Source organism: Sphingomonas spermidinifaciens (genome assembly GCF_002351485.1).
GTDB lineage: Bacteria > Pseudomonadota > Alphaproteobacteria > Sphingomonadales > Sphingomonadaceae > Sphingomonas > Sphingomonas spermidinifaciens.
The window spans coordinates 1,919,341-1,931,021 of sequence record NZ_NWMW01000001.1 but is presented as its reverse complement, the minus strand read 5'-3'; the positions used below and the strand labels follow the sequence as shown (position 1 = coordinate 1,931,021).

Below are 11,681 nucleotides of genomic sequence, written 5' to 3'. Positions count from 1 at the left end.
CGAATCAAACGCCCCGCGCCGCTTTCAGCTCGTCGCGGATCTCGCGCAGCAGCACCACGTCGGCCGGATCGGCGGCGGGTGGCGCGGTCCCCTCTGCCTTCTCGCGCTCCAGCCGGGTCATCAGCCGGTTCACGCTGCGCACGATCAGGAAGACGATGAAGGCCAGGATCAGGAAGTTGATCACGACGGTGATGAACTGACCGAAGCCGAGCAACGGCGCGCCTGCCTCTTTGAGCGCTGCATAATTGTTGAGCGACCCCGTATAGCCCGCGGGCACCGGCCCGAGCCTTAGGAAATAGCCGGAGAAATCTACCCCGCCGAAGATCGCGCCGATCACAGGCATGATGACGTCGTCGGTCAGCGACTTGGTGATGTTGCCGAACGCCGCGCCGATGATGACGCCGACGGCAAGGTCGAGCACGTTGCCGCGCGCGATGAACGCCTGAAAGTCCTTGAGCATTGGCCCTGTCCCTTTGATCCCGTTAAAGGCGCGTCGAACCTAATCACGATCAGCGAGGGTGGCGAGCCATGACCGACGACCCCTTCGACCGCGACAGGCCGGTCGAGACGATGTGGGCGGGCCGCTGGCTCGAGATGAAGCGGCGAGGGCGGTGGGAATATGTCTCGCGCACCGGCGACATCCATGCGGCGGTCATCCTGGCGGTTCAGGAAGGTCATGTCCTGCTGGTCGAGCAGTATCGGGTGCCGCTGGGCCGCACCTGCATCGAGCTGCCAGCGGGTCTGGTCGGCGACGAGAAAGAGGGCGAGGACCCGGTCGAGGCGGCACGCCGCGAGCTGGAGGAGGAAACCGGCTGGCGCGCGCGCGTCATGGAGCCGGTCGGTGAGTTCTGGTCCTCTCCCGGCATGGCGTCGGAAGGCTTCACCCTGATGCGTGCGACCGACCTGATCCAGGTCGGCGACGGCGGCGGCGTCGCGGGCGAGGGGATCACCGTCCACCGCGTCGCGCTCGCCGATCTTGCAGCGTTCGTTGCGGCCAAGCGGGGCGAAGGCTGCGGTGTGGACGTGAAGCTGCTGGCGCTGCTCGGCCCTGCGCTGCTCGAAGGTCAGCGCGAGGGCGGCAGCCAGGCCGGATCATAGCGCGGCCGGCGCGGCTGGAGCGGGCACAGTGCGCGAAGTGCCGGCAGGTCCAGGAGCCGCATGCGGTGGCCGTTGCGCGCAATCAGTCCCTCGCTTTCGAACGCGCGGATCGTGCGGTTGACATGGACGGGGGTTAGCCCGAGCAGGTCGCCGATTGCCTCCTGCGTCAGCGGCAGGTCGAACGCGTCACCCTCGACGGCGTTGATCGGGCTGAGCCGCGCGTGCAGGTCGATCAGCAATCGTGCGAACTGCTCGCGCGCCGATGCGCGGCCCGTCACCGCCAGCGCGTCCATCAGTGCCAGCCGCTCCATCTGGACCGCGACGGTGAACAGCGCCGCCAGCCGCGGCGCCGTCTCGTACAGCCGGGCGAACCGCTCATAGGGAACGAAGGCGGTCGCGGCGTCGGTGATGGCAGTCAGCGTGTCGGCAGCGGTGGGCAGCACCATGCTGGGCGTGCCGAGCATGTCGCCGGGCAGATGTACCTTCTGTATCAGCCGGTTGCCGGTTCGCAGCAGGACCGAAGAGGCGATCCATCCCCGGATGTGCAGATGAAAGCCGGTAAGGGCCTCTCCCTCGCGCTGGAACGTCTCGCCGCGCGCGCGCCGGATCTCGGGATCGCCCAGCGATTGTAGCGTCGCCCGTTCGTCGACGCTCAGCGGAGCGAGTGCCTCGAAGCGATGGATCGAATAGCTCAATGCGGCGTCCCCCATTCGCCGCTCTCTTATCGTATCGCGCGGCAGGGAGAATTAAGTAGATCAAACAGTGACCACGGGATGGGACTCAGCCGCGCGGGCGCGTCCAGAGCGCCGGGTCACGCTCGATGACGGCATAACGCCGGCGCCGCAGCGCCTGCACCCCCGCCCGCGCTATCCAGCCGAGCTTGTCAGCCTTCGACGTGGTGACGCGGTGGTCCCAGGCATGGCCGCCGCGGCGGGCGACCTCGCGGGCGATGTCGCCATAGATGCCCGCCGCCGCCAGCACGGCCCAGGCCGAGCGGAGCGGCAGCGCGGGGGTGCCGCCACGCGCGCTATCCTCATGCAGCGCCGCGCGCGTCGCCAACCGCCGGGCAAGCACCGTCAGGCGCGAGCGAAAGGGCGGCTTCATGTGCTGGCCGGGCGGCACGTCCATCTCCGCCAGCCATTCGTGCGGCAGGTAGCAGCGGCCTGCGCGGTCATCCTCCTCGATATCGCGCGCGATGTTGGCGAGCTGAAAGGCGAGGCCGAGATCGCAGGCGCGGTCGAGCGTGTCCTCGTCGGCGGGATCGACCCCCATCACCACCGCCATCATGCACCCCACGGCGCCGGCGACATGGTAGCAATAGCGATAGAGGTCGGCTTCGCTTCTCGGCTGCCACTCCTCGGCATCGAGGACGAAGCCGTCGATCAGGTCGTCGGCGAAGCGCTGCGGCAGACCGGTTTCTCGCACCACTACCGCAAGGCCGTCGAACGCCGGGTCGGCGGTGGGCTCGCCGCGAAACGCGGCATGGGTCTGAGCGCGCAGCTGTGCGACGCGGGCAGGGGCGTCCTCGACGCGGGACATGCCATGACCGTGATCCTGTCCATCGGCCACGTCATCGCACTTGCGGCACCACGCATAGAGCAGCCACGCCCGCTCGCGCGTCGTCCGGTCGAACAGGGTGGAGGCGGCGGCGAAGCTCTTCGACCCCCGCGCAATCGACGCGCGCGCCGCCGCGACCAGCGCCGCGCGGTCGCTCACAGTTCCTCGCGCGCCATCCGGGTGATCGGCACGTGCGGTTGATAGGCGGCCATGCGCTCGAGCAGACGGTCGAGATCGCTGTCGACGATCAGGATGTCGCGGTGCTGCGCGCGGAGGAAGCCCACATCGGCCATGCGATCGACGAAGGCGACCAGCGGGTCGTAGAAGCCCTGCCAGTTGAACAGGCCCACGGGCTTAGTGTGATAGCCGAGCTGCGACCAGCTCATCGCTTCCCACAATTCGTCCATCGTGCCGGTGCCGCCGGGCAGCGTCAGGAATCCGTCCGACAGGTCGGTGAAGCGCTGCTTGCGCTCGTGCATCGTCGTCACGGTCTCCAGACGCGTGCATCCGCGGTGCGCGACTTCGGCATCGACCAGCGCCTGCGGGATGATGCCGATCACCTCACCCCCCGCCGCGAGCGCGGCATCGGCGACTGCGCCCATCAGGCCCAGCCTGCCGCCGCCATAGACGGTGCCGATGCCCCGGCCGGCCAGCGTGCGGCCCGTGAGCGCCGCGCATTCGATATAGCTCGGATCGGCAGGGGTCGCCGACCCGCAATAGACCGCGATGCGGTTCATCACTTCGTCTTTCTCAATGCCTCGACCGCGCCGCCGATACGCCGTTCAGCGCGGCTCCGCCAGCATCAGCTCCGCCGTCGCCTTGGCGCTACCCACCACGCCCGGAATCCCCGCGCCCGGATGCGTGCCGGCGCCGACGAAATAAAGGTTGGGAATATGGTTGTCGCGGTTGTGCGCGCGGAAATAGGCGCTCTGGGTCAGCACCGGCTCCAGGCTGAACGCGCTCCCCAGATGCGCTGACAGGTCGCGGGTGAAGTCGGCCGGCGTGTAGCTGAACTTGGTGACGATCCGGTCGTGGATATCGGGGATCAGCCGGCGGCCCACCTCGTCGAGGATGCGCCGCTCATACTGGTCCTTGATCGCGTCCCAGTCCGCCGGAAACTTGCCCTGATGCGGTACCGGCGCGAGCGCATAGAAGGTCGAGTGCCCCTCCGGCGCCATCGACGGATCGGTGACGGTGGGGTGGTGCAGATAGAGGCTGAAATCCTCGCTCAGCACGCCGTGGTCGTAGATGTCGGCGAGCAACCCCTGATAGCGCGGGCCGAAAAGGATCATGTGGTGCGGGATGCCCGGCCAAGTCCCCTTGACCCCGAAATGGACGACGAACAGCGACGGCGAGAACTTCTTGCGTTCGAGCTTCGCGCCCGTCCGCTTGGCGCTGCGCGAGCCCGACAGCAGGTCCTTGTAGCTGTGCATCAGGTCGGCGTTCGACGCGATCGCATCGACGTCGAGGTGCCAGCCGCTCTTCGTCGTCAGGCCTGTCGCGCGGTCGCCCAGCGTCTCGATCGACACGACCGGGTCATTCAGACGGATCGTGCCGCCCAGCCGCTCGAACTGGCGCACCATGCCCGCGACCAGCCGGTTGGTGCCGCCCTTGGCGAACCACACGCCGCCGTCGCGCTCGAGCTTGTGGATCAGCGCATAGATGCTCGACGTCTTCATCGGATTGCCGCCGACGAGGAGCGTGTGGAAGCTCAATGCCTGACGCAGCTTCTCGTTTTTCACGAAGCCCGCAACGATCGAATAGACCGACCGCCACGCCTGATACTTCGCGAGCGCCGGCGCCGCCTTGATCATCGAGGCGAAGTCGAGGAACGCTTTCGACCCCAGTTTGACGTACCCCTCCTCGTACACGCCGCGCGAATAGTCGAGGAAGCGGGCATAGCCCTCGACATCGGCGGGATCGAGCTTGGCGATCTCGCGCGCGAGCACGGTGTCATCGTTTGTATAGTCGAAATTGGTCCCGTCGGCCCAGTTGAGCCGGTAGAAGGGATTGACGGGGACGAGCTCGACATCGTCGGCCATGTCGTGGCCGGACAACGCCCAGAGTTCCTGAAGCGCTTCGGGCGCGGTGATGACGGTGGGGCCGGCGTCGAAGGTGAAGCCGTCCTTTTCCCAGTAGTAGGCGCGGCCGCCGGGCTTGTCGCGCGCCTCGACGACCGTGGTGGCGATGCCCGCCGCCTGCAGGCGAATGGCGAGTGCCAGCCCGCCAAAACCTGACCCTATGACCGCTGCGGACTTCAAACCCTTGACTCCCTGATGGCCGCGATCGCGCGGCCGATGGGGACCGGCGGCTTGCCCGTCAGTACCCGTGCCTTATCGAAGATGGTGGACTGCCCTGCATAGAACCGCCCGATCAACCCGGCATCGAGGCGGTAGAAGCGCTCGAGCACACGCCAGCGATCCTCAGGGTCGGCGGCGCGGAACAGCATCGCGGTCAGCATCCGGTAGAAGCCGCGCGACGCCCACGTGGCGGCGGCATGGGCGTGCGTCGTCTCGTGCAGCGCCGCGCCCCCATAATCGCGCGCGCGCGCCAGCATCGAGGCGGTGCGAACCGCATCGGGCAGCGAATAGCCGGTGAGCGGGTGGAACAGCCCGGCGCGCATCCCCGCCTTGGCGACGCCGCGCCCGCCCGACAGCCAGTAACCCTCGAAATCGCCGCCCCAGACCACCGGGAGCGCCCCGCGTTCAGCCCGCGCCACGCGCTCGACCACCCAGCCCCGCGCCGCGGCATAGGCGGCGATGCGCCCGTCGAGCACGCGGTCGTCGATGTCTGGCGTATCGCTGTAATAGGTGTCCTCGACGAAAATCCTGTCGGCGGCGAAGGGCAGGCAATAGACGAAGCGATAGCCGTCGATCTGTTCGACCGCGGCGTCCATCACCGTTGGCCGGGGGGCCTCATGGGGGGCGTTGAGCACCAGCTCCTGCCCGACGAATTTCTGCCAGCCCATCGTCAGGCGCGTCACGTCGCCCGGCCCGCGACAGTCGATGACGCCATCGGCCTCGATCCGGTCGCCATCGGTCAGCACCACGGCGGTCGCGCTGGCAGCCAACACGCGGCGCCCCAGCATCAACGCGCGCTCGGGCAGGCACTTGCGTACCAGTCGGTCGAGGCGGTCGGATTCGATCGAGTTGTAGCGCGCGGCGATCGTCCGGGCATGGTGCGGAAAGCGGACGTCGTAGGCTTCCCAGCGATGCGCGATCAACGGCTCGACCAGCCAGCGGTCCTCGGGCGCGATGTCATGGTCGAAGAACGACCACAGGTGATTGCCCCCGACCGACCCGGCGCCGTCGATCAACCGGATCTCGAGCCCCGGCCGCCGAGCCGTCAGCGCCAGCGCGATCAACCCGCCGGCGAGACCCGCGCCGACGATCGCGACATTGCAACGGTTGGTGGCGGCCATGTCCCGGGCCTAGCCGGGAAAGCAGGGAGGGGAAAGGGGACCTTGGGGCGATTGCCGGTCGCGCCGGGTTCGGCCATCATCGTGCCATGACGTTTGGCAGCATCACCCGGCTGCGGGTCCGTTCGATGCGCTTCATGCCTCTTTTCTACCTCGACGCGCTGCGGACCGCGCGGCAAGTGAAGGCGGCGGAGGGGCTGTCGGCGGGTCGCTGCTGGCGGATCGACGGCGAACCTTCTGGACGATGACGCTCTGGCACGACCAGACGGACATGCGTCGCTACATGGCGAACGGGCGGCATCGCGCCGCCATGCCCAAACTGTTTCACTGGTGCGACGAGGCGAGCGTGGTTCACTGGACGCAGCCGGATACGACCTTGCCGAGCTGGCGAGCGGCCGATGCTCGCATGCGCGCGGAGGGGCGGCCGTCGAAGGTACGGTATGCGTCGACGTCGCACGCGTCCCTCGCCTATCCGCCGCCGCGCATCGCCGCGCCGGTGCCACTGAACCCTCTGCGGCCGCTCGCGTGATCCGGCAGCGGGCGGGGTTCAACCTGCCGCACCAAACGGGTAAGGCATCGCCATGACCGCGCTTGTCGCCATCCTCCTGTCCGCCGCCGCGATGACGGTGATCGTCGGGGTGCGCTATCTGCTCACCTCGGGGGCGTTCGCGCTGGCGACGCGGGCGACGCGGCCCGGGCTGTATGTCGGCCTCGACAAGCAGATCGGGCGCGAGATCAGGTGGAGCCTCGCCTCCGCCGCGATCTATGGCGTGCCCGCGGGGATCGTCGCCTGGGGCTGGCGCCAGCATGGCTGGACGCGGATCTACGAGGATGTCGGCGCATACCCGCTCTGGTACCTGCCGGTGTCGGTGTTCCTCTATCTCTTCGCCCACGACACCTGGTTCTACTGGACGCATCGCTGGATGCACCGGCCGAAGCCGTTCCGGATGGCGCACGCCGTCCATCACGCCAGCCGCCCTCCCACCGCCTGGGCGGCGATGGCGTTCCATCCGATCGAGGCGCTGACCGGCGCCGTGGTAATTCCGCTACTGGTCTTCGCGATTCCGATCCATGTCGCCGCACTGGGCTTGGTCCTGGGCGTCATGACGCTTATGGGAGTGACCAACCACATGGGGTGGGAAGTCTTCCCGAGGTTCATGGTGGAGGGGCCGCTGGGCCGCTGGCTCATCACCGCCAGCCATCACCAGCGCCATCATGAGCGATACGGGTGCAATTACGGGCTTTATTTCCGGTTCTGGGACCGGCTGTGCGGGACCGATGACGGGTTGGGCAATTTCGATGCGGCGGCTCGCCGCGCTCGCGCCGCTGGCGCTCTCGGTCGGGGCCTCGCCGGTCGCGACGCTCAAGGTTGATGTCGACGCGCTGCGGAGCGAGCGCGGCGTTATCCGGCTCTGTCTGACCGCAGTCGAGAGCAATTTCCCGACCTGCGAGGACGATGCCCGCGCGATCGCCCGTTCGGTGCCCGCGACGATGCGCACTCTCGCCTATGAAGGGCTGCCGCCGGGCGGCTATGCCGTGGCGATCATCCATGACGAGAACGGCAACGGCAAGCTTGACACCTTTGCCGGCATTCCGCGCGAGGGGTTCGGCTTTTCGCGCAACCCGCGCATTGCGTTTGGCCCGCCGCGCTTTTCCGCGGCGCGCTTCACCGTCGATCACGATGGTGAGGAACAGCGGATTCGCATGCGCTACATGTTCTGAAGGGAGCTAAACGCGAACGTACACGTTTCGCGACTGAAACCTTTGGAGTTCCGCCACTTGCGCATCCTGTTCGCTGCCGCGTTGTCGCTCGGCCTTGCCGCCCCCTGCCTTGCTCAGGAGACGGCGCCCGCCCCGGTCGACACGCCGCCCACCAGCGATCCGCGCGCCGATTTCGCGATTGTCGGCATCGGCGTCGGCGTGCTCCCCGACTATGAGGGTTCGGGCGACTACAGCGTCTCGCCCGTTCCCGCCGCCATCGGGCAGCTGTCGGGCTATCGCTTCGTCCTGGCCGGCAACCGGATCAGTGTCGACCTGATCAAGGACGGCTATGGTCCGACCTGGGATATCCAGGCGGGGCCGATTGGCGTCGTCAACTTCAACCGGTCGAGCCGTGGTTCGATCGACAATCCCCAGGTCGCGCTGCTCGACGAGCGCGGCACCGCGATCGAGCTCGGCGGCTATGTCGGCATCGGCAAGACCGGCGTTATTACCAGCGACTATGACCGGCTGTCGGCGACGATCAGCTATCGCTACGACGTGGCGGGCGTGCACGAGAGCGGCATCCTGACGCCGACGATCACCTATACGACGCCGCTCTCGACGAAGGCGCTGGTCGGCCTGTTCGCCTCGGCCGAGTTCGTCGAGCGGGGCTATGGCCGCACCTATTTCAGCGTCACCCCGGCCGAAAGCGCGCGGTCGGGCCTGCCCATCTATACCGCGGGCGGCGGGTTCAAGAACTGGGCGCTGGGTGCGGTCGCGACACGCTCGCTGACGGGCGACCTGACCGGCGGGCTCCAGCTGGTCGGCGGTGTCGTCTATCGCCGGCTGTCGGGCGACTTCGCCGATTCGCCGGTGACGCAGGTGGGCTCGCCCAACCAGTGGATCGGCGCCGTCGGGCTTGCCTACAGCTTCTGAGCCTCCGGTCACGCCCGACGGGCGGTACATCGTCGTTCGCGGGCGCTTGTGGCGGCGGAGCGATCCGGCGCTTTCCGGGGAGGAGCGTCAGGCGCTCGTCGACGAGCTGATGGACGCCCGCCGCGCAGTTCGCGATTCCGCTGACGAAGCGGCGACCGCCGCCGCCCGCGCGCGGGTGCAGGCGGCAAAGGTCGCGCTCGGCGAGCGCGGGCCCGTTTGGTGGGATGACGGCGCGCCCGATTTCAACCGGCATATGGCTCGCAACACGCCCTACGCGGACTGGTACGCCTCGCTTGCAGGCGACCGGTGAAGCGCCTACACCCGGCGCATCCCCGGGGGACCGCCGATGCTGCGGTTGAGAGGATGGTTGCAGCCATCGACCCGCCGAACCTGATCCGGCTGACACCGGCGTAGGGAGTGGAGCGCGGCACCCCCGTCTCACCTCCCGATATGGAGAGACGAGACATGGCCGATATCCCCGCCCGCACCGAGCTCAAGGTCACGACCGGCCCGATCCGCGGCAGTCGCAAGATTCATGTCGGGCCGCTCAAGGTCGCGATGCGTGCGATCGATCTGGAGCCCTCGTCGGGCGAGCCGCCGCTCAACGTCTATGACACGTCGGGTCCGTACAGCGATCCCAATGCGCGCATCGACATCATGGCGGGGCTGCCCGAGCTTCGCCGCGACTGGATCCGCGGGCGCGGCGATGTCGAGGAAGTCGAACAGCGCGAAGTGCGACCCGAGGATAACGGGCAGCTCGGTCCCGATCGCTCAGGCGGCGTCCAGCCCTTCCCCAATGTCCGCCGCCGCGTGCTGCGCGCGAAGGCGGGCGCGAACGTCAGCCAGATGCACTATGCCCGCCGCGGCATCGTCACGCCCGAGATGGAATATGTCGCGACCCGCGAGAATCTGGGCCGCGAGATGTTGCGTGACTATGTCCGCGATGGCGAGAGCTTCGGTGCCGCCATCCCCGACTATGTGACCCCCGAGTTCGTCCGCGACGAAGTGGCGCGTGGCCGCGCGATCATCCCGTCGAACATCAACCACCCCGAATCCGAGCCGATGGCGATCGGCCGCAACTTCCTCGTCAAGATCAACGCGAACATCGGCAATTCCGCTGTCGCTTCGAACGTGGCGCAGGAGGTCGATAAGCTCGTCTGGGCGATCCGCTGGGGTGCGGACACGGTCATGGACCTGTCGACGGGCCGAAACATCCACGACACGCGCGAATGGATCCTGCGCAACTCGCCGGTGCCGATCGGCACCGTCCCCATCTATCAGGCGCTCGAAAAGGTCGGCGGCATCGCCGAGGAGCTGACCTGGGAGATCTTCCGAGACACGCTGATCGAGCAGGCCGAGCAGGGCGTGGATTACTTCACCATCCACGCCGGCGTCCGCCTGCCTTACATCCCGATGACCGCCAAGCGCGTGACGGGCATTGTCAGCCGCGGCGGCTCGATCATGGCGAAATGGTGCCTCGCGCATCACAAGGAGAGCTTCCTCTACGAGCGCTTCGACGAGATCACCGAGATCATGAAGGCGTACGACATCGCCTACTCGCTCGGCGACGGCCTTCGCCCCGGCAGCATCGCAGACGCCAATGACGAGGCGCAATTCAGCGAGCTCTATACGCTCGGCGAGCTGACCAAGCGTGCCTGGGCGCAGGACGTGCAGGTGATGATCGAGGGCCCCGGCCATGTGCCGATGCACAAGATCAAGGAGAATATGGACAAGCAGCTGGAAGCGTGCGGGGAGGCACCCTTCTACACATTGGGGCCGCTCACCACCGACATCGCGCCGGGCTACGACCACATCACCAGCGGTATCGGCGCGGCGATGATTGGTTGGTACGGCACGGCGATGCTCTGCTACGTCACGCCCAAGGAGCATCTGGGCCTGCCGGATCGCGACGACGTGAAGGTCGGCGTGGTGACCTACAAGCTCGCCGCGCACGCCGCCGACCTCGCAAAGGGGCACCCGGCCGCCAAGCTGCGCGACGATGCGCTGTCACGTGCCCGCTTCGAGTTCCGCTGGCGCGACCAGTTCAACCTGAGCCTCGATCCCGAGACTGCTGAGCAGTATCACGACCAGACGCTGCCTGCCGAGGGCGCCAAGACCGCGCATTTCTGCTCGATGTGCGGGCCGAAATTCTGCTCGATGAAGATCACGCAGGAAGTGCGGGACTTCGCGGCCAAGCAGAACCAGGAAGCCACGACCTTCATCGCCGCCGAGGAGGCCGAAGCCGGCATGGCCGCGATGAGCGAAGCCTATAACGAGGGTGGCCGCGAGCTCTATATCGGCGCGAACGGCCGCGAGCACGACTGATGCACGAACGGCCGCCGGGACGCCCGGCGGCCGTTTCGCGATTCGGTCGGTGGAATGGTGCCCCTGGCCGGACTCGAACCAGCATGCCTTGCGGCGTTCGATTTTGAGTCGAATGCGTCTACCATTTCGCCACAGGGGCAGCGGTGCCGGGCCTAGGCGATGACGCCGGGCGCGGCAAGCCCGTCAGCGAAACGCCTCGGCCAGGTCCTCCTTGGGATCGGGGCCATAGCGGTTGGGGCCAGGGGTGCCCGGCAGGCAGGTGATGACGAGGAACCCCACCGACAGCAAAAAGCCGAGTACCGGCACCCACGACAGCAGATAGACGCCGAGCAGCAGCCAGCCCGACAGGTTGCGATCGTGCAGGCGGCGCACCTGTACCGCGATCGAGGGCAACAGCATCGCGAGATAGAACAGGCCGAACGGCGCGAGGCCCAGCAACGCCAGCGGCGAGCGCTCGCCCGATCGGCCGAATCCGCCGGTCAGGATCGCCCCGAGGAGCACGAGGCCGACGCCGACGATCGTGATGCCCAGCAGGAACATCCAATACTCCTTGCGGCGTGAACGTCCCTTGAAGTCCGTGTAACGGCGCAGCGGCATCAGTGCCCAATTCATCGGCAGCGCTCCCTTTTCGGCCGTAATCTGCACA

The 11,681-nt window shown here is 67.5% G+C and carries 14 protein-coding genes, 1 tRNA gene and 1 riboswitch; of the genes, 7 read left to right on the top strand and 8 right to left on the bottom strand.

Going from position 1 to position 11,681, the window contains the following annotated elements; translation table 11 throughout:
• Positions 1-4: 4 nt before the first annotated feature.
• Complete coding sequence (gene mscL, locus COC42_RS09220) at positions 5-460, bottom strand: large conductance mechanosensitive channel protein MscL (protein ID WP_096342824.1); 456 nt, start codon at positions 458-460, stop codon at positions 5-7.
• 68 nt (positions 461-528) lie between these two features.
• Between mscL and COC42_RS09215 the strand changes: the two genes are divergently transcribed.
• Positions 529-1,098 (top strand): NUDIX hydrolase, encoded by a 570-nt coding sequence (locus COC42_RS09215; RefSeq protein WP_096342823.1) that lies wholly within the window; start codon positions 529-531, stop codon positions 1,096-1,098.
• Here the strand turns inward: COC42_RS09215 and COC42_RS09210 are convergent.
• The 5 genes from COC42_RS09210 to crtY form a co-directional block, all read right to left on the bottom strand.
• On the bottom strand, positions 1,065-1,808 hold the full coding sequence (locus tag COC42_RS09210; RefSeq protein ID WP_096342822.1) for a Crp/Fnr family transcriptional regulator: 744 nt from the start codon (positions 1,806-1,808) through the stop codon (positions 1,065-1,067). The two genes, COC42_RS09215 and COC42_RS09210, sit on opposite strands and share 34 nt — an antisense overlap.
• A 70-nt stretch (positions 1,809-1,878) precedes the next feature.
• Entirely contained in the window at positions 1,879-2,796 is a 918-nt protein-coding gene (locus COC42_RS09205) for a phytoene/squalene synthase family protein (RefSeq protein WP_245844019.1), read from the bottom strand.
• Positions 2,797-2,810: 14 nt separating this feature from the next.
• On the bottom strand, positions 2,811-3,392 hold the full coding sequence (locus COC42_RS09200) for an LOG family protein (protein WP_096342820.1): 582 nt from the start codon (positions 3,390-3,392) through the stop codon (positions 2,811-2,813).
• Between the two features lie 45 nt (positions 3,393-3,437).
• Positions 3,438-4,916, bottom strand: coding sequence for a phytoene desaturase (locus tag COC42_RS09195; protein WP_096342819.1), 1,479 nt, complete (start codon positions 4,914-4,916; stop codon positions 3,438-3,440).
• Positions 4,913-6,076, bottom strand: coding sequence for a lycopene beta-cyclase CrtY (gene crtY / locus COC42_RS09190; RefSeq protein ID WP_096342818.1), 1,164 nt, complete (start codon positions 6,074-6,076; stop codon positions 4,913-4,915). The genes COC42_RS09195 and crtY overlap by 4 nt, the downstream gene beginning before the upstream one ends.
• A 208-nt stretch (positions 6,077-6,284) precedes the next feature.
• Between crtY and COC42_RS17805 the strand changes: the two genes are divergently transcribed.
• The 6 genes from COC42_RS17805 (at position 6,285) to thiC (ending at position 11,035) form a co-directional block, all read left to right on the top strand.
• Complete coding sequence (locus COC42_RS17805; protein WP_342747304.1) at positions 6,285-6,602, top strand: DUF3291 domain-containing protein; 318 nt, start codon at positions 6,285-6,287, stop codon at positions 6,600-6,602.
• Positions 6,603-6,654: 52 nt separating this feature from the next.
• On the top strand, positions 6,655-7,446 hold the full coding sequence (locus COC42_RS09180; protein ID WP_096342816.1) for a sterol desaturase family protein: 792 nt from the start codon (positions 6,655-6,657) through the stop codon (positions 7,444-7,446).
• Entirely contained in the window at positions 7,373-7,795 is a 423-nt protein-coding gene (locus COC42_RS09175) for a DUF2141 domain-containing protein (RefSeq protein ID WP_096342815.1), read from the top strand. Before COC42_RS09180 ends, COC42_RS09175 begins: the two co-directional genes overlap by 74 nt.
• A 57-nt stretch (positions 7,796-7,852) precedes the next feature.
• Positions 7,853-8,710, top strand: a complete 858-nt coding sequence (locus COC42_RS09170) for a MipA/OmpV family protein (protein WP_176484601.1) — start codon at positions 7,853-7,855, stop codon at positions 8,708-8,710.
• Positions 8,694-9,020 carry a hypothetical protein gene (locus COC42_RS09165; RefSeq protein ID WP_096342814.1) on the top strand — a complete coding sequence of 109 codons (327 nt, stop codon included), beginning with the start codon at positions 8,694-8,696 and terminating at the stop codon, positions 9,018-9,020. The genes COC42_RS09170 and COC42_RS09165 overlap by 17 nt, the downstream gene beginning before the upstream one ends.
• Before the next feature lie 13 nt (positions 9,021-9,033).
• Positions 9,034-9,145, top strand: a riboswitch (TPP riboswitch).
• A gap of 30 nt (positions 9,146-9,175) precedes the next feature.
• On the top strand, positions 9,176-11,035 hold the full coding sequence (gene thiC / locus COC42_RS09160) for a phosphomethylpyrimidine synthase ThiC (protein ID WP_096342813.1): 1,860 nt from the start codon (positions 9,176-9,178) through the stop codon (positions 11,033-11,035).
• 55 nt (positions 11,036-11,090) lie between these two features.
• Here the strand turns inward: thiC and COC42_RS09155 are convergent.
• Both COC42_RS09155 and COC42_RS09150 read right to left on the bottom strand, forming a co-directional pair.
• A tRNA-Leu gene (locus COC42_RS09155) sits at positions 11,091-11,174 on the bottom strand.
• A 44-nt stretch (positions 11,175-11,218) separates the two neighbouring features.
• The gene (locus COC42_RS09150; RefSeq protein ID WP_096343206.1) at positions 11,219-11,647 is read right to left on the bottom strand and encodes a DUF805 domain-containing protein; all 429 of its coding nucleotides are present in this window, start codon (positions 11,645-11,647) and stop codon (positions 11,219-11,221) included.
• Positions 11,648-11,681 lie beyond the last annotated feature (34 nt).

What these genes read in the sequence shown, in the direction of transcription:
- mscL (WP_096342824.1), bottom strand. Translation starts at nt 460, where the DNA reads ATGCTCAAGGACTTTCAGGCGTTCATCGCGCGCGGCAACGTGCTCGAC.
- COC42_RS09215 (WP_096342823.1), top strand. Translation starts at nt 529, where the DNA reads ATGACCGACGACCCCTTCGACCGCGACAGGCCGGTCGAGACGATGTGG.
- COC42_RS09210 (WP_096342822.1), bottom strand. Translation starts at nt 1,808, where the DNA reads ATGGGGGACGCCGCATTGAGCTATTCGATCCATCGCTTCGAGGCACTC.
- COC42_RS09200 (WP_096342820.1), bottom strand. Translation starts at nt 3,392, where the DNA reads ATGAACCGCATCGCGGTCTATTGCGGGTCGGCGACCCCTGCCGATCCG.
- crtY (WP_096342818.1), bottom strand. Translation starts at nt 6,076, where the DNA reads ATGGCCGCCACCAACCGTTGCAATGTCGCGATCGTCGGCGCGGGTCTC.
- COC42_RS09180 (WP_096342816.1), top strand. Translation starts at nt 6,655, where the DNA reads ATGACCGCGCTTGTCGCCATCCTCCTGTCCGCCGCCGCGATGACGGTG.
- COC42_RS09175 (WP_096342815.1), top strand. Translation starts at nt 7,373, where the DNA reads ATGCGGCGGCTCGCCGCGCTCGCGCCGCTGGCGCTCTCGGTCGGGGCC.
- thiC (WP_096342813.1), top strand. Translation starts at nt 9,176, where the DNA reads ATGGCCGATATCCCCGCCCGCACCGAGCTCAAGGTCACGACCGGCCCG.
- COC42_RS09150 (WP_096343206.1), bottom strand. Translation starts at nt 11,647, where the DNA reads ATGAATTGGGCACTGATGCCGCTGCGCCGTTACACGGACTTCAAGGGA.